Here is a 16,442-nt window from a genome sequence, read left to right as displayed (position 1 = left end):
GCGGGCTGCTCGACGGAGCCTCAGCCGATCTCGACGGAGGTGCCCGCGGTCAGGCGGTGGTAGGCGGCCCCGGTGCCGGGGCCGTTGTCGCCCAGGAAGCCGGCGATCATCGCGGTGCCGACATCGTTGAGCGCGCCGTCGTGGATGGCGTAGGTCCGCTGCGGGGCCACCGCGCGCACGTAGTCGACGAGTTGCCCGGTGGTGGACCAGGGGCCGTGCACGGGCAGCAGGAGGGTGTCCACGGGGGTGCCCGGGACCGTCAGCGCGTCCCCCGGGTGGAACAGGGCGTCGTCGACGAGGAAGCCGATGTTTCCGATGCGCGGGATGTCGGGGTGGAGGGGCGCGTGCCACGTCCCGTGGACCTTCACGTCGAAGCCGGCCGCGGTGAACGCCTCCCCCTCCCCGACGGCGTTGACCTGGGCGCCGAGACCGTCCAGCAGCCTGGCGACGGAGGAGTTGGTCCAGATCTTCAGGGCCGGGTTGTTCCGGGCGGCCTTGCGGAGCACTTCTTCGGAGAAGTGGTCGAAGTGTTCGTGCGTGACCAGGACGGCGTCGGCGCCGTCCACTGCGTGCGGTTCGGTCAGGCCGCCAGGGTCGACGACCAGGCGGCGGCCGTCCTTCTCGATGCGCACACAGGCATGGCCGAACTTCGTGAGGTGCATGGTGATGTCCCGGTTTCCTTCCAGCGGGAAAGGTATACAGCCAATCTGTACAACCAACTTATACACCTAGGTTACATACGTCTGTTAGGGTGAGGGCATGGAAGACGACGCGCTGCCCGAAGACCTGCGGCAGGTGATCGGTGAGCTGGTGCGCGCCGTGCGGGCCGCGGACACCATGTCCCCCGGCGAAGCCGCCGTCCTCGGCCATCTCGACCGCGGTGGCCCGCAGACCACGGCCGACCTCGCCCACCTGCGCGGCGTGACCCACCAGGCAGCCGCGAAATCCGTGAAGGAACTCACCGGCAACGGACTCGTCCGCGCGGAGCCCCACCCCACTGACGGCCGCAAGCTCCTGCTGCACATCACCGACGCCGGCCGCGCCCGCCTGGAGCGGGAACGCGCGCAGCGCGCCGACTGGCTCGACACCGCCATCCGCGACGCGCTCAGTCCCGACGAGCGGCGTCAACTCCGGGAGTGTGTCCCCCTGTTGGCCCGCCTGGTCACCCGCATCACCGGACAGTGACCCGCGCCCGGACACCCGTACGCCGGCAAGACGCACCCGCACCGCCCACGACACGCTGCTCCTGCTGCCTGCTGCCTGCTGCCTGCTGCCTGCTGCCTGCTGCCTGCTGCCTGGCTGCGTGCCCGCCGTTCGTGCGACTCGTGACGGAAGGAGCGGGCTCGGTCCGGGCGGCGGCCGGGGCGGCGGCCGGTGCCGCGCGCAGGACCGCCGGGCGGCGGGACGCGGTCAGTCACACCGTCCCACGCGAAATTCCCGGCGGTGTCGGCGGTCGTCCCGGGATACTGGTCGCCATGGATGAGGTCAAGGTCGTCGTCGCCCATTCCGAGCGCGCGACCCTGCGCGTCGGCGACGTGTTCCTGAAGGTGGACGCCGATCAGGCGCGCATCGACGCCGAGGCCGAGGCGATGGCCCTGGCGCCGGTCCCGACACCGGAGGTCCTGTGGCGCAAGCCGTCCGTGCTGGCCATCGCGGCGGTCCCGGGAAAGGCGCTCGGGCGCCTCGGCGAGCCGTCCACCGCGCCGCCGGCGGCATGGGCGGCGGCGGGTGCCGCCCTCCGGAAGCTGCACGACGCGCCGTTGCCGCCCTGGGCCGGCCGGGGCCTCGACGAGCTGGCGGAGGACCTCGACGTCGAGTGCGAATGGCTCATGGCGAACGGAGTCCTGCCCGCCGACCTGGTCACCCGCAACCGCCGGATCGCCAAGGCGGCGCTCCGGCCGTGGACTCCCGTCTTCACACACGGCGATCTGCAGATCTCACACGTGTTCGTCGACGGCGACGAGGTCACCGGCATCATCGACTGGTCCGAAGCGGCCCCGGGCGATGCGCTGTTCGACCTTGCCACGTTGACGCTCGGACACGAGGAGCACCTGGGCGACGTCGTGGCCGGCTACGGCACTGATGTCGACCTCGACGTGATTCGCGCTTGGTGGTCGCTGCGGAGCCTGCTGGCGGTTCGCTGGCTGGTCGAGCACGGCTTCGACCCGTCCGCGCCGGGCTGCGAGGTCGACGTGCTGAGATCGGCGTGCTGAGACCGGTGTGCGGAGATAGGTGGCTGAGATCGGTGTGCGGAGATGGCGTGCCGAGATGGGCGTGCTGAGGCCGGCGTGCTGACATCCCGGCGGTGAGGGTGTGCGGGCGTACGGCTACGAGTGTGTTGCGCCGGGACGAGCAGGCCGCCTCCCCCTCCCGCCTGCCATCTCTTGCCTCCTCAAGAACGTCACCGTCCGGCGTGGTCGTCGCCGTGAGGCGGGCGGCACATGGGTGTGAGTACGCCTGTGCGCATGCGTGTGCACAGGATTCCCCGCCGGCGGGCGCACACCAGTTGACGCCGGCTCAGCTCGGCCCGCCCAGGTTCATCCGGCGGATCGCGCGGGGGCGTCCGTCCGGGGCGGGAGCGGGGCGGTGGGCGGGAAACCGGCCGGGTTGACAAGGGCCTGGCCGGCGAGGAGTTCGGTGAAGGCGACGGTGAGGGGGTCGGGGCGGGTGCGGGTGTAGGCCGTGAGGGTGCGGCGGATCGGGGGATCGGGGCGGAGCAGTGCGCCGTCGAAGTGGGGCGGGACGACGTTGGCGGGAACCAGGGCCGGACCGAGTCCGGCGGCGGCGAGCAGGGGCGCGGCGGGAGTCTGCTCCGTGCCGACCCCGGGCCATCACCGTCGGCCGCTCGATCGGCGCGGAGCGAGCGGCCCGGGAGGTCCACCTGGCCCAGCAGTTGTACACCTTCTGGAACACCGGGCGGCAGACGTACCTGGAGGCCGCCGTCAGCCCGCGGTTCAAGGACAACACCCTGGCCGCCGGCCGGCCGCAGGGCCCCGCCGGGCCGGTCTTCGCCTCGAAGAACTTCCGTACCGCGGTGCCGGACCTGACCTGCGAGCTGTCCGACCTGCTGGTCACCGGTGACAAGATCACCGCGCGGCTGGTCTTCCGCGGACACTTTACCGGCACCTTCGACGGCGTCCAGGGCAAGGGCCAGAGCGTCGACTTCGGCGCCATCGACATCCAGGACGTCGGCACCGACAAGATCATCGAGGACTGGCACATCGAGGACAACGAGACCCTGCTGGCCCAACTGGGCGTCAACGGCTGACGGTTCGCCTCCTGGACGCGCTCTCGGGGCGGGGCGGGGTCACACACCCGGTGTCCAGCGCCGTCTTCAACTCCCTGGTCGAGCACCACGGGTGCCACGGACCGGGAGACCCCAGCCGATGACGCACCTCGGCGGCGAGGGTCACGCGGCACACGGAAGCCTTGCTGTCGCCGTACGTGCCGACGGTGGAGGACCCCTTCACGGGGTGAGGCGCCGCCCGGTCATGCGGCAGGCTGGTTCAGGTAGCCGGCGATGATGGTGGCGAATTCGTCCGGGGTGGCCAGCCGGACACCGAGCTGCTCGGCCTTCGTCCGCTTGGAGCCCGCGCCGTCTCCGGCGACGACGAGGCCGGTCTTCTTGGAGACGCTGGAGGACGAGCGGCCGCCGGCTTGTTCGATCAGCTCGTTCATCTGGTTGCGGCTGAGCTTCTCCAGCGGGCCGGTCATCGCGCCGGTGACGACCACGGTCATGCCGGCCAGCGGTCCGCCCGCACGCTCGGGGTCCTCCTCCTGGCCGCGGATCTCGCCGGCGGACGAGGTGGGCGGGGTGGCGCCGGGCTCGGTCATGTTCACCCCGGCGGCGGCGAGTTTGTCGATGAGGGGGGCGAGTTCGGCGAGTTCGGCGACGATCGAGGGGGCCTTCTCGGTGCCGATGCCCTGGACCTGCCGCATCGACTCCGCGTCCGCGGCGCGGATGTCGTCCATGGTGGCGAAGTGCCGGGCGATACGGCGGGACATGGAGCGGCCGGTGCCGCGGACCCCGAGCGCGCACAGTACACGGGACAGCGGCCGGCCCTTGGCGGCGGCGATGGCGGCGAGGAGGTTGTCGGTGCTGGTCGCCCCCATCCGCTCCAAGCCCGTCAGCTGCTCGCGGGTCAGGGTGAACAGGTCGGCGAGATCGGTGACGAGACCGGCGTCGACGAGCTGGACGACACGGGTGTGGCCGAGGCCCTCGATGTCGAGCTGGTCGCGGCCGGCCGCGTAGGACAGGGCGGCCACCAGGTGGCAGTTGCGCCCGTTCTCACAGCGCCAGCGCTGCTCGCCGGCGTCGATGCCGGACCCGCAGCGCGGGCACGTCTCGGGGAAGACGATGGGCTGTTCGCCGCCGGTGCGCAGGTGGGCGACGGGGGCCTCGACGCGGGGGATGACGTCACCGGCCCGGTGGACCATGACGTGATCGCCCAGGCGAAGGCCGCGCCGGGTGATGTCGGCCGGGTTGTGGAGGGTGGCGTAGGTGATGGTGGCGCCGTCGATCTCGACCGGCTCCAGGACGGCGCGCGGGGCGATGATGCCGGTGCGGCCGACGTTCCACTCCACATCGAGCAGGCGGGTGATCTTCTCGACGGCCGGCAGCTTGTAGGCGATCGCCCAGCGTGGGGCGCGTGAGCCCGACCCTGCCGCCTGCTGGTCGGCGGCCAGATCGGCCTTGACGACGATCCCGTCGATCCCGAAGGGCAGCTCGGCCCGCAGGGCGGCGATCTCCTGCACACGGGCCAGCACCTGCTCGACGGTTCCGGCGGTGATGCCGGCCACCGGGGTCCCGGCGGTGGTGTGGATGCCGTACGCGGCGGCCTGGGCCATGAGGTCGCTGTGCGCCGCCTCACCCAGCCGCGCGGCAAGCGGTGCCTCGGTGCCGGGCAGGGGCAGCAGGCCGTAACCGAAGAACGTCATCGGCAGGGTGTAGGCGCGCTCCTTGGCACGCAGGGTGCCGGCCGCGGCGCCCCGCGGGTTGGCGAACGGCTGCCCGCCGTGCGCGGTGCGCACGTCGTTGGCGTGCTCGAACTGAGCGGTGGTCATCAGGACTTCGCCCCGCACCTCCACGGTGACCGGCTCGGCGAGTTCGTCCGGCAGGCCCTCGATGGTGCCGATCGCGTGCGAGACGTCCTCCCCGGCCGTCCCGTCGCCGCGGGTGAGCAGCTGTCTCAGGCGACCGCCTCTGTAACGGGCGGCGACCGCGAGCCCGTCGAGCTTCGGCTCGACGCTGAACCGCTCGGCCTCGTGGCCGATGCGCCGGGCCAGGGAGGCGGTCCAGGCGGTGAACTCCTGCGGCGAGAACACGTTGTCCAGGCTCAGCATCGCCCCCGTGTGCGGGACATCGCCCTCCACGGCACCGCCGGCGACCTTCCCCGTCGGAGAGCCGGGCAGCACCTGATCAGGATGTCCGGCCTCCCACGCGGCGATGCCTCGCACCAACCGGTCGTAGGCGTCGTCGTCCAAGGCCGACGTCCCGCCCGTGTAGTAGGCCGCCGACGCCTTCACCGCGTCCTCGACCGCCTGCGCGTAGGCGGCGGCATCCTTGATCACAGCTGCAGGTGTTGTCATGCCTGCCATCCTGCCCGCCACCACTGACATCGCCCGGTTCAGCGGGGCGGGCCCCCTGCGCACAGGTGAGGGCAGCGGCGCACCCGGCACTCTCCGCCGAGGGACGCTCGGCGGTCACCGCAGGAAGGGCCCAAGGCCTGGACCCCGCGCGGGCCGCCCACACGGCGTTCTGCCCCGCGTGAGGCGCGGTTCAGGCGGCGGCGGTGCGTGATCCGTCTCAAGGTATTGCCGCCCCTGTTTCCCCCGGTCGTCAGTGTTTGCCGGGGAAAGGAAACACGGAACAGTGGCTTCCACCGGGGCGGTGACCGCTCATGCCCCCGCTTTTCCCTCATAAACAAAGGAGATTGCGAGGAATGCGCGCCACGATGCAGGGCATTCGGTGGGTCAGGAGGTTGATAACTATGGTTCCCCTTTTGCTGGTCCTGCTTCTCGCTCTCATCCTTTTCGGCGCCGGTTTCGCCCTCAAGATTCTGTGGTGGGTGGCGCTGATCGTCCTGGTGGTGTGGCTGCTCGGGTTCGTCATGCGCTCCACCAACGCCGGGGGCGGTCGCGGTCGCTGGTATCGATGGTGACCTGACACCTCACATATTCCCTGTAGGGCCCGGCCGGATCGGCCGGGCCCTACAGGCCTGTCCGGGAAACGGCCGGGGAACCGCCTCGGCCCATGCGTCCTGAAGGGGCAGCGGGCGGGCGCGTGGGAGTCGGGGGGCGAGCCTCGGGGCGGAACGGACACGCTGCCGCTGGATGACCCCCCGCGGGGTTACAGGTTCACCGGCCCGGCGGGGACACGAGTGGGTCAGAAGAGCCTGAGAGGTTGCTGTGCGACTCTGGCGCGTCCCGTAGACCAGCCCCGTTGCCCACCAGCCGGAGGAACCGTCCATGAGTCTGATCAACGGCCTGCCCGCACACGTCCTGCTCGTGCATGTCGTCGTGGTGTTCGTCCCGCTGACCGCGCTGGCACTCGTGCTCTGCGCCGCCTGGCCCGCGGCGGCACGGCGCCTGGGTGTCGCCCTGCCGCTCTTCGCCCTGGTCACGCTCGTGAGCGTTCCCCTCACCACGGGGGCGGGGGAGTGGCTGGAGAAGCACGTCGCCAGCAACGCGCTGGTGCGCCGGCACGCCGAACTCGGCGACGGCCTGCTTCCCTGGGCCGCCGGCCTGTTCGTCCTCGCGGTCGTCGTCTGGTGGGCGGCCCGCCGCACCGCCGCCTCCGGACCGTCGGGCACCTCGCGCTGGACCACCGCACCGGTGCGGGTCGCGGCCGCGGTGCTGGCCCTCGTCGTGGCCGGGGGAGCCGTCGTGGACGTCTACCGCATCGGTGACTCGGGGGCCAAGGCCGCCTGGCAGGACGCTGTCGGGAGGACGACGTCGGGCGGGTGAACCGAGCGGGACGGCACGGCGGACAGGCCGCCGACGTCCAGCACGCTCCGGCGCCGTCCGGTCACATCGCCGTAGTGACCACACGTGCGGTCCTGCCGTCCGGTGACATCGTCGTCGTGTCCGAGCGTGCGGTCCTGCCGTCCGGTGACATCGTCGTCGTGTCCGAGCGTGCGGTCCTGCCGTCCGGTGACATCGTCGTCGTGTCCGAGCGTGCGCTCCCGCCGTGCGGTCACACCGTCGTCGTGCCCGGGTGCGGGCGCGTGGCCGGGGTGTCCACGGCTTCGCCGGGGCCCAGCGGAATGTGCGCGACGACCGTCTTGCCGCCCCGCTCGCTCCGTACGGTGAGCACGCTCGCCACGGCCCGCACGATCTCGAGGCCGTGCCGGCCGACCCGGTGAGGGTCCGGAGCCTGTGCCGTCGGGAAGACCGGGGCGCTGTCCCACACCTCCACCCGGACCGTTCCGCCGGCCAGGCACAGGCGCAGCACGACGGGCCCGTGCGCGTACTTGCAGGCGTTGGTGACCAGTTCGCTGACCACCAGCTGGACCAGGCCCACGACACGTTCCGGCACCGGCGAGCGATGACCGGCGGCGCTGCCCCGGGCGAAGAAGGCGGCGGCGCAGGCACGTGCTTCGGCGATGCAGGCGCCCTCGCCGGACAGGGTGACCGTCGTCCGCGCCCCTTCCGCCTCCTCTGCTCCTTCCGCTTCCTGCGCTCCGCCGCCTTCGCCCGCTGTGCCCGCCCTTACCGCTGCCCGCGCTTCTCCCGCGGTGCGTACGTCTCCTGCTGTGCGCGTTTCTCCCGCGGTGCGTACGTCTCCGGGTGCCCGCGGTTCTCCCGCGGTGCGTACGTCTCCCGCTGCTCCCGGTTCTTCCCAGGCCGCTCCGCCGTCGCGGCGGCTGCCCACCGGCCAGTCGCTCCGCCCCTTCACGTCGACCCCCGTCCCTGACCACAGTTCACCCGGCTCGGTGATGTGACACGCTGCCAAGCATGCACCCTCCACCGGTGTGGCCGGGGGGCGTTGCCCCCACTGTGTGCGATCCGCTCCGTCTTCTTCGGGGGTGGCGCCGGGCACGGCGTATGCCCGCCACGGCAGCGACGGGCATACGACAGGCGCGGACGGTGCGGGTCAGCCGGCGGCGAGCATGCCCGCGCGGAGCCGGGCCAGGCAGCGCGAGAGCAGTCTGGAGACGTGCATCTGGGAGACCCCGAGGCGTTCACCGATCTGCGCCTGCGTGAGTTCCTCCACGAACCGCATGTGAAGCAGCCGCCGGTCCCGCTCGCCGAGTTGGGCGATCAGGGGGGCGAGGGCGTGGAAGTCCTCCACCAGCTCCAGGGCGGTGTCCTCGGTGCCGATGAAGTCCTGCAGTGCGGACTCGTCGTCCTCGCTGCCGCTGAGACCGGCGTCCAGGGAGGAGGAGTTGTAGCCGTTGGCGGCCAGACGCGCCTCACGGACCTCGTCCTCGGACAGACTCATCAGCTCCGCCAGTTCCCGCACCGTGGGGGTGCGGCCCAGGCGGCTGTGCAACTCCTCGGTGGCGCGGGCGAGCTGGACCCGGGCCTCCTGCAGTCGCCGCGGGACGTGCACGGCCCACGTGGTGTCGCGGAAGAACCGCTTGATCTCGCCGACGATGTAGGGGATGGCGAAGGAGGTGAACTCCGCTTCCCGGGACAGCTCGAACCGGTCGATCGCCTTGATCAGGCCGATCATGCCGACCTGGACGATGTCCTCCATCTCCTCCGGCCCCCGGCTGCGGAAGCGCCCCGCCGCGTACCGCACCAGGGACATGTTCATCTCGATCAGCGTGTTGCGGGCGTACTGGTATTCGTGCGTGCCCTCTTCCCGCACCGCCAACTGCTCGAAGAACAGCCGCGACAGCTCCCGCGCGTCCTTGGGTGCCACCCGCGAGGGATCGGCGATGTCCGGCAGCCCGGCCGCCCGGCCGTCCACCGCGTCCGTCCGCGAGTGTGCCGCCGCCGCGCGCGTCGCGCTCATGGGCCCCATGATGTCGATGCCCCTCCCGTGATCGGTCCGGCCGCTCCCGCGGTCCGGACGGCCGATGCCGTGGCACTCGTACCCCCGGACCACGCGCCTATTCCCACCGGATCCGGCACGCGGGACACCACCGCGATGCGGAGTGGTCGTGAACCGCCTGCGGGGCGCGTCGTGCCGAGTGGGAGGATGGCGGGCATGGACATCCGCCGCAGGAACAATGTGACGATCACGGGCCCCGCCGACGGACCGGTCGTGGTGCTGGCTCATGGCTTCGGCTGCGATCAGAACATGTGGCGCTCGATCGTGCCCGCACTGGCCGAGCGGCACCGGGTGGTGATGTTCGACTACGTGGGATCCGGCAGGTCCGACCTGTCGGCGTGGACCCAGGAGCGGTACTCCTCGCTGCAGGGCTACGCCCTCGACGTGGTGGAGGTCTGCCAGGAGCTGGATCTGGAGCGGGCCGTGTTCGTGGGCCACTCGGTCAGCGCGATGATCGGGGTGCTGGCGGCCCGGACCGCGCCGGAGCGGATCGGAGCGCTGGTGATGGTGGCCCCGTCCCCCTGCTACATCGACGACGACGGCTATCGGGGCGGCTTCACGGCGGACGACATCGACGAACTGCTCGCCTCCCTGGAGTCGAACTACCTGGGCTGGTCCTCCGCCATGGCCCCCGTGATCATGGGCAATCCGGACCGCCCCGAGCTGGGGCGGGAGCTGACCAACAGCTTCTGCGCCACCGACCCCGACATCGCCCGGGTCTTCGCCCGCACCACCTTCCTGTCCGACAGCCGCGAGGACCTCAAGAGCGTCAGCGTGCCCACGCTGGTGCTGGAGTGCGAACAGGACGTCATCGCGCCCCGCGAGGTCGGCGCCTTCGTGCACGCGGCGGTCCCCGGCTCCCGCCTGGTCACGCTGGACGCCACCGGCCACTGCCCCCAGCTGAGCGCCCCGGAGGCCACCTCGGACGCGATCCTGGACTTCTTGAAAGAACTGCTGTGATGTGCCGCACCGGCGAGCAGCCGGACCCGTGGGAGACGGGCGACAGCGTCACCGACGCCGCCTTCACCGCGCTCCTGGAGGACAGCGCCGAGGACCTGTACGAGTCGGCGCCCTGCGGTTACCTCTCCACGATGATGGACGGCACGATCGCCCGGATCAACACCACGCTCCTGGACTGGCTCGGCCTCGCGCGCGAGGAGCTGGTCGGGCGCCGGTACTTCACCGACCTGCTCAGCGTGGGCGGCAAGCTGTACCACGAGACGCACTTCGCGCCCCTGCTGCGGATGCAGGGCGAGCTGCGCGGCATCGCCCTGGAGATGAAGACCGCCGGCGGGGGCCGTCTGCCGGTCCTGGTCTCGTCCCAGGTCAAGTACGGGAGCGAGGGCGAGCCGCTGCTGATCCGCACCACGGTCGTCGACGCCTCCGACCGGCGCGCCTACGAAGAGGAACTGCTGCGCCGCCGGCAGGACGCCGAGAAGGCCCGGGCGGAGGCCGAGAAGGCGCGGGCGGAAGCCGAAGCGGCCCGCCGGGAGGCCGAGGCGGACCGGGCGAGGCTGGCCCACGCGCTGACCGTGCTGCAGCGGTCCCTGCTGCCCGACTCCCTGCCCGCGGTGGCCGGACTGGAGACGGCCGTGTACTACCACACCGCCTCGCCGCACCGCCTCGGCGGCGACTTCTACGACCTCTTCCAGATAGACGGGAAACGCTGGGCGTTCTTCCTCGGCGACGTGTGCGGCAAGGGGCCGGAAGCGGCTGCCCTGACCTCGCTGACGCGCTACACCCTGCGGGCGGCGGCCCTGCACGACCCGGAGCCCGCCGCCGCGCTCACCACACTGAACACCGTCCTCTACGAGCGGTACTCGGCCGGCGGGGACCCCCGCTACTGCACGGTGGTCCACGGCGTCGTCGAACCCGGCGACGAGGCCGGCCACATGACCGTGCGCCTCGCCTCCGGAGGCCACCCGTCCGCCCTCGTGCTGCGCGCCGACGGCCGCGCCGAGTTCCTGCCCACCCCCGGCGGCCTGCTCGTCGGTGTCCTGCCCAGCGCCCCGGTCGGCACGACCGAGACCACCCTGGCCCCCGGCGACACCCTGCTGCTCTACACGGACGGCCTCACCGAGGCGCGCACCGGCCCCGCCCGGGACGACCTGTACGGTGAGGACGCCCTGCACGCCTTCGCCCGCGACCTCGCCCCCGCGACACCGCAGGAGACGATCGCCGCCCTGGGCGAACTGCTGAAGAATTTCGGTGACGGCCTCGACGACGACACCGCGCTCCTGGCGGTCGGCGTCCCGCCGCGCCCCGTCCCCACCCGCCCGGCAACGAATCACCTGCGATGAGCCCGTTGAACATCACCCGACGCGAAACCCCCACCGGCCCCGTCCTGCGGGTGGCCGGCGAACTCGACTACGCCCAGGCGGCCGCCCTGCGGGAACAGGTCGACGGACTCGTGCTGAGCGCGGACCAGTGCCTGGTGATCGACCTGTCGGGACTGGAGTTCTGCGACTCCACCGGCATCACCGCCCTCCTCGCCGCCCGCCAGCACGCCCAGGCCGCCGGAGCCGGCATCGTGCTGGCCGGCGTCCCCGCCAACACCCTGCGCGTCCTGGCCATCGTCGGACTCGACCAGGTCTTCACCATCCGGCCGGACTGAGCCCTCCACCCGGCGGTACCCCCCACCCGCTGGGCCTCTCCTCCACCCGCCGGGACTCTCCTCCACCGTCCTGCGGGACCGGCCGGGGCGCCGAGCCGAAGCCAGCCCGCTCGAATCGAGCCCGGCCGAGCCCCGTCCAATGGAGTCCGGCCGAGCCGATCCGGGCCGGTCAGGGCGAGGGCGGGGCCCGGAGCGGCGGTCACCGCTGCGCCGGACTCCCCAGGGCGCCGCGTGAGGCGTCCTCTTCCGCCACCGCCCGGGCGGCCCTGGGCCAGTGGTCCCGCAGACGGCGCAGATAGGACCGCGCCATCGGGCCCGGGGGCACGCCCCTGGCGAATGCCCGCATGTTGCGTTCCCCCGCGTTGTAGCCGAGGGCGAGGAGTTCGTCCCGGCGGTAGCGGCGTGCGCATCGCTCGGGCAGCACGCGGTCGAGGTCCTTCAGGTGCAGAGCCGCCACGTGGACGGCGAACGCCGGGTCGTCACGCAGGTCCTGCCAGCGTCCCGGCAGCGCGTGCGCGCGCCGTACCTTCTCGAACGTCGCCCGGTGCATGTTGGCGACACCGAAGGAGGCGTCCCGCTTCCACCACTGCCAGACCCGTTCGAGCAGCGGATGGTGCGGTTTGTACGCCTCGTTGTGGAGCACGGCCATCAGCAGCACCGGTGAGACACCCGCCTCCCGGGCGCTGCGCACCACCGCCGTGGTGTAGTCGGCAGGGTCGTAGCCGCCGGGCCGCAGGGGCGGGGTGCGCGCGGCCTGCCGGCCGCCCGGTCTCACCGTCCGTCCCCGCGTCGCTCGCAGTCCCTCACCCATCCTCGTCCCGTTCTCCTTCGCCGTACCGAAGGGCCGCCGGAGCGACCACCGTGTGGAGGACCACGTGCCCCCGCGACCGCACCTCAATCCGAGGGCGCCCGCTCGGGCCGCCACGCCCCTCGCACGGCCCCGGCCCCCCACCTCGTAGGGTTCCGGCCACGCCTCTCGTACGGTCTCGGTCACCCACCTCGTACGGCCCCGGCCACCCATGTCGTACGGTCCCGGCCACCCATGTCGTACGGTCCCGGCCATGCCCCTCGTACGGCGGGCACGGTCACGCACCTCGTACGGCCCCCGCCGCGGTCCCGCACGTCCGTTGTCAGTGGGGTGCGCTTCACTGTCGTCATGGAGCTCACACAGACGCTACCGGCGGACCGACCGCTGTCCTGACCGGTGCTGACCGGGCTCACCGCCGTGCTTCGGTGGGGGCGGCCAGCAGCAGCGCCGCCCACAGCGCCGCCTGCACCGCGAGGCCGAGCACGGTGCGCACGCCGGCTCCGGTGGCGAGGGCGGACGCCAGGAGGGCGACGGAGAGCAGCAGGAACGCGAGATAGGCCAACTGGGCCGAGCGCAGGAGCGCGGCCGTCCAGGCCGAGGACCGTGAGAGCTGTCGATTCCGATGCACTGTCATCCAACCGCCCGAAGGGACATCGACGTCACCGCACCGATCGGGGAAGGACCCCCGGGACCGGCCACGAGGCTCCTCGCCCGGCCGGCGGGACCCTGATGCTCTCCGGGTGCCCCGGCCGGCGAGCCCGACACCCCCGGCCGCCGCACGAGCAGATGAACTCGGCCCGGTGGCGGGACGGTTCGGCGGACCGGCGCCGCCCGTCCGGGTGGGCGGAAGGCCGCCGAGGACGCCGTCCGGCGGAGAACAGGCCTGACCGCGGCCGCTTGCGGCGGCGGATCACGTCCGACGTGAACGGACCGGTCTCGCCCGCGGTGATGAGGCGCTCGCCCTGGCGTATCCGGCCAGGGACGCGACGAGAACAGATGGACCGAACCGCGGACCGAACCGCGGACCAGGTCGTCGACCGCATCTGCCGCTGTCGCGACAGGGCCGCCGGACCAGGACCCTACGGCCTCTCGTTCGCATCAGGCCGGGCCGCGCGAGCCGGGCCTGATCCCGACGAAAGACCCTGGTCCTGACGCACGGCGGGTGTGAGGGTGCCCTCGATGAGGTCGCGCAGCTGGGAGCGGGCGGTGACGCCGAGCTTGGGGAAGCTGCGGTAGAGGTGGGAGCCGACCGTGCGCGGGGAGAGGAAGAGCTTCTCGCCGATCTCGCGGTTGGTCAGCCCGCGGGCGGCGAGCCTGACGATCTGCTGCTGTTGCGGCGAGAGTTCGGCGAGCGCGTCGGGGGCCGTGACCGCGACGTCCAGGCCGGCGGCGCGTGACTCGGCCCGCGCGCGCTCGATCCACGGCCGGGCGCCCAGACGCCGGAAGGTCTCCAGGGCTTCGTTGAGCGGCGCCCGCGCCTCCGCGATGCGCCGGCGGCGGCGCAGCCACTCGGCGAGGTCGAGCAGGGTCTGGGCGCGTTCGAAGGGCCAGTGTTCGAGCACCGGGTCGGCCAGGGCGGTGCGGAAGTGCGGCTCCGCGTCCTCGGGGCCGGCCAGCAGGCCGCGGGCCCGGCTGATCAGCGCGCGCAGCCGGGGCGAGGCGTCCTCCCCGAGCGATCGGGCGCACCGCTCGACGACCGCCGCGGCTTCCCCCCGGCGTCCGCAGCGCACGGCCGCCGCGGCCAGATCCGCGACGGCAGGGTAGGAGGCGTGGTAGTGCGCGGGCGCGCCGTCCGCCGTGAAGACCGTACGGAGCTGCTCGTAGGCGGTCTCGTACGCGCCTTCCGCGGCGGCCGCGGCGCCGAGCGCGCGGCGGGCGTAGACGAAGACCGAGCGGCTTTCCAGCGGATCGACCAGGGCCAGCGCCTCCTCGGTCAGGGCACGGGCCGCCGCCACGTCACCCTGCCAGGCCAGTACGGTGGCCTCCACGGTGGCCGCGCAGGCCACGGCGTGATCGAGGCCGGCCGCCCGGCCGACCGCGGTGGTACGGGCGCAGACCTCACGGGCCTGGTCCCACCGTCCCCGTTCCGCATAGGCCCAGGCGGCCGCGCCGCCCAGCCCGTCCGGCAGCATTCCCTGTTCCTGCCAGCGGTCGAAGGCCTCGTCGAAGGCGCGGACGGCCCGGGGGGTCTCGTCCAGCAGCCACGCCATGATCCCGACGGTGGTGAGCCGCTCCGGGCGGGCCTGCGCCTCGGCCGCCAACCGCGGGAGCAGGCAGAGGAGTGCGGCCCGCTCGGTGAAGGGGTCCGTCACGGCCCGCGCCCAGATGCGCGCCCCTGCGGGTGCGGCGTCCTCGGGGACACGCCCCAGGACGTCCTGGACGCGGTGGCGCTGGGCGTCCTCCCCGGAGTAGAAGCGGACCACGGCGGCGCCGGCCAGGAGGTCGAGCGCGGCGGCGGGCTGATGCGCCGCCAGCCGCTCGGCAGCGCCGGCCAGCCGGGAGAAGACCGTGCTGTGGCGCGCGGTCAGGACCGCCAGCCGTCCGGCCTGTACGGCGGCGGACGCCAGCAGCGACGGGTCGTCGGTGCGCTCGCGTGCCGCGGCGGCCAGCTCCTCCACCCAGGCCAGGTCTCCTGTGAACACGGCTGCTGCCGCGGCTTCGACCAGCAGCCGGGCGCTTTCGGCACGCCGGGGCGCGAGTTCCGCCGCGCGCTGCAGCGCCTTGGCCGCCGCCGCGTGGCCGCCGCGGCGACGAGCCCGGCCGGCGGTCCGCTCCAGCTCCGCCGACACGGCCGCGTCCGGGCCCGGGCAGGCGGCGGCCAGATGCCAGGCGCGCCGGTCCGGCTCGTACCGCAGCAGCTCGGCGAGCGCGCGGTGGGCCGTGCGCCGGGCGTCCGGGGACGCGGCGTGGTAGACGGCGGACCGCACCAGCGGGTGGCGGAAGCGGACGTCCTGGCCCGCCCGCCGGACCAGCCCGGCCCGCGAGGCGGGCAGCCAGACCTCGTCCGCGGCGTGCGGCAGCCCGGCCGAGACGGCGACCGCGGAGTCGGCGCTGTCCATCGCGGCCAGGAGCAGCAGGGCGTGTGCCGTGGCGGCGGGCAGGTCGTGCAGCCGGGCGGCGAAGATCCGCTCGAGACGATCGGTGACCGGGAGCGGCCCCGCGGGCGGCGCGACCGCCGCCGTACCCGGGGCGGTGGCGGCCCTCGTCAGTTCCACCAGGGCCAGCGGGTTGCCGCCCGCCTGGTCGAGGATCCGCGCCCTGGTGCGTCCGGTGGGGCTCGTCGGCTGCAGGTCCAGCAGCCGGCCGGCCGCGGCGCTGTCGAGCGGTCCCAGGGTGAGCGTCGGCACGTGGCCGCCGAACCCGGGAAGGAGGCCGTCGCCGCGGGCCGCGACCAGCATCGTGACCGGTTCGCCGTCCAGTCTCCTGGCGGCGAAGGCCAGCGCGTCCAGGGAAGCACGGTCGAACCACTGCGCGTCGTCGAGGACCACGAGCAGGGGCTGCCGGCCGCCCAGGGCCGACAGCAGGCTCAGCACGCCGACCCCGATCAGCATCAGCTCGGGTGCGGCCGACGGGTCGAGTGCGTCCGGTCCCGTGCCGAAGGCGTGCCGTATCGCCGCGCGCTGCCGCTGCGGCAGCCGGTCCACCTCGGCGAGCACCGGCCGCAGCAACTGGTGCAGTGCGGAGAAGGCGAGGCCCGACTCCGACTCGCTGCCCGCGGCGCGCAGTACGCGGGCGCCGGCGGCTTCGGCCCGGCGCGCCGCACGCTCCAGCAGCGCGCTCTTCCCCGCGCCCATGCCACCGGCCAGCATCAGCACCGGGCCGGCCGACACCGAGTCCACCGTACGGAAGAGGCGTCCCAGCTCCGCCTCCCGGCCGACGAACGGTTCCCCCGGATCCGGCGCCGGCCTCATGACCGTGCCGGGGCCGCCTGTGTGCTCGTCCACGGGGTCCGTCTCCAGAATCGCGGCTCTTCGGACGGGAGCCGCCTTGCCGTGCCCACCCAGGCTACAAGCGGCTGT

General features: G+C 73.0%; 15 protein-coding genes. 8 read left to right on the top strand and 7 right to left on the bottom strand.

Annotated elements, in window-relative coordinates:
• Positions 1 to 20 precede the first annotated feature (20 nt).
• Entirely contained in the window at positions 21 to 662 is a 642-nt protein-coding gene (locus ABZ719_RS00490) for an MBL fold metallo-hydrolase (RefSeq protein ID WP_366723036.1), read from the bottom strand.
• Positions 663 to 759: 97 nt separating this feature from the next.
• Between ABZ719_RS00490 and ABZ719_RS00485 the strand changes: the two genes are divergently transcribed.
• The 3 genes from ABZ719_RS00485 (at position 760) to ABZ719_RS00475 (ending at position 3,268) form a co-directional block, all read left to right on the top strand.
• Positions 760 to 1,185 carry a MarR family transcriptional regulator gene (locus tag ABZ719_RS00485; protein WP_366723035.1) on the top strand — a complete coding sequence of 142 codons (426 nt, stop codon included), beginning with the start codon at positions 760 to 762 and terminating at the stop codon, positions 1,183 to 1,185.
• A 290-nt stretch (positions 1,186 to 1,475) separates the two neighbouring features.
• A complete protein-coding gene (locus ABZ719_RS00480; RefSeq protein ID WP_366723034.1) occupies positions 1,476 to 2,213 on the top strand; it encodes an aminoglycoside phosphotransferase family protein in 738 nt (245 codons plus the stop codon).
• A gap of 680 nt (positions 2,214 to 2,893) precedes the next feature.
• Complete coding sequence (locus ABZ719_RS00475; RefSeq protein WP_366723033.1) at positions 2,894 to 3,268, top strand: ester cyclase; 375 nt, start codon at positions 2,894 to 2,896, stop codon at positions 3,266 to 3,268.
• 221 nt (positions 3,269 to 3,489) lie between these two features.
• Here the strand turns inward: ABZ719_RS00475 and ligA are convergent, their stop codons facing one another.
• Positions 3,490 to 5,589 carry an NAD-dependent DNA ligase LigA gene (ligA, locus tag ABZ719_RS00470; RefSeq protein WP_366723032.1) on the bottom strand — a complete coding sequence of 700 codons (2,100 nt, stop codon included), beginning with the start codon at positions 5,587 to 5,589 and terminating at the stop codon, positions 3,490 to 3,492.
• Positions 5,590 to 5,990: 401 nt separating this feature from the next.
• On the opposite strand from ligA, the gene ABZ719_RS00465 reads away from it, so the two are divergent.
• Both ABZ719_RS00465 and ABZ719_RS00460 read left to right on the top strand, forming a co-directional pair.
• Entirely contained in the window at positions 5,991 to 6,161 is a 171-nt protein-coding gene (locus ABZ719_RS00465; protein WP_027758556.1) for a hypothetical protein, read from the top strand.
• A 307-nt stretch (positions 6,162 to 6,468) separates the two neighbouring features.
• Positions 6,469 to 6,966 (top strand): DUF2231 domain-containing protein, encoded by a 498-nt coding sequence (locus ABZ719_RS00460; protein WP_366723031.1) that lies wholly within the window; start codon positions 6,469 to 6,471, stop codon positions 6,964 to 6,966.
• Positions 6,967 to 7,195: 229 nt separating this feature from the next.
• Here ABZ719_RS00460 and ABZ719_RS00455 read toward each other — a convergent pair whose 3' ends face one another.
• Both ABZ719_RS00455 and ABZ719_RS00450 read right to left on the bottom strand, forming a co-directional pair.
• Positions 7,196 to 7,873, bottom strand: a complete 678-nt coding sequence (locus tag ABZ719_RS00455; protein WP_366723232.1) for an ATP-binding protein — start codon at positions 7,871 to 7,873, stop codon at positions 7,196 to 7,198.
• Between the two features lie 222 nt (positions 7,874 to 8,095).
• Positions 8,096 to 8,962: an RNA polymerase sigma factor SigF gene (locus ABZ719_RS00450; protein WP_366723030.1), complete on the bottom strand. Its 867-nt coding sequence runs from the start codon at positions 8,960 to 8,962 to the stop codon at positions 8,096 to 8,098.
• Between the two features lie 195 nt (positions 8,963 to 9,157).
• Between ABZ719_RS00450 and ABZ719_RS00445 the strand changes: the two genes are divergently transcribed.
• Genes ABZ719_RS00445 through ABZ719_RS00435 form a run of 3 tightly spaced genes read left to right on the top strand, consistent with a single transcriptional unit; the run spans position 9,158 to position 11,615 of the window.
• Positions 9,158 to 9,961 (top strand): alpha/beta hydrolase, encoded by an 804-nt coding sequence (locus ABZ719_RS00445; RefSeq protein WP_366723029.1) that lies wholly within the window; start codon positions 9,158 to 9,160, stop codon positions 9,959 to 9,961.
• Positions 9,961 to 11,301, top strand: coding sequence for a SpoIIE family protein phosphatase (locus tag ABZ719_RS00440; protein WP_366723028.1), 1,341 nt, complete (start codon positions 9,961 to 9,963; stop codon positions 11,299 to 11,301). The genes ABZ719_RS00445 and ABZ719_RS00440 overlap by 1 nt, the downstream gene beginning before the upstream one ends.
• Positions 11,298 to 11,615, top strand: a complete 318-nt coding sequence (locus ABZ719_RS00435) for an STAS domain-containing protein (RefSeq protein WP_366723027.1) — start codon at positions 11,298 to 11,300, stop codon at positions 11,613 to 11,615. Before ABZ719_RS00440 ends, ABZ719_RS00435 begins: the two co-directional genes overlap by 4 nt.
• Before the next feature lie 199 nt (positions 11,616 to 11,814).
• On the opposite strand, the gene ABZ719_RS00430 is transcribed toward ABZ719_RS00435, so the two are convergent.
• From ABZ719_RS00430 to ABZ719_RS00420, 3 genes are all read right to left on the bottom strand, one after another.
• Positions 11,815 to 12,426, bottom strand: a complete 612-nt coding sequence (locus tag ABZ719_RS00430; RefSeq protein WP_366723026.1) for a lytic transglycosylase domain-containing protein — start codon at positions 12,424 to 12,426, stop codon at positions 11,815 to 11,817.
• 406 nt (positions 12,427 to 12,832) lie between these two features.
• Entirely contained in the window at positions 12,833 to 13,057 is a 225-nt protein-coding gene (locus tag ABZ719_RS00425; RefSeq protein WP_366723025.1) for a hypothetical protein, read from the bottom strand.
• A gap of 445 nt (positions 13,058 to 13,502) precedes the next feature.
• Positions 13,503 to 16,367 (bottom strand): AAA family ATPase, encoded by a 2,865-nt coding sequence (locus ABZ719_RS00420; RefSeq protein WP_366723024.1) that lies wholly within the window; start codon positions 16,365 to 16,367, stop codon positions 13,503 to 13,505.
• Between the last annotated feature and the right edge of the window lie 75 nt (positions 16,368 to 16,442).

The sequence above is a fragment of the Streptomyces sp. NPDC006743 genome (assembly GCF_040703815.1).
Classification (GTDB): Bacteria; Actinomycetota; Actinomycetes; order Streptomycetales; family Streptomycetaceae; genus Streptomyces.
This window is presented reverse-complemented; position numbering and strand designations above follow the sequence as displayed.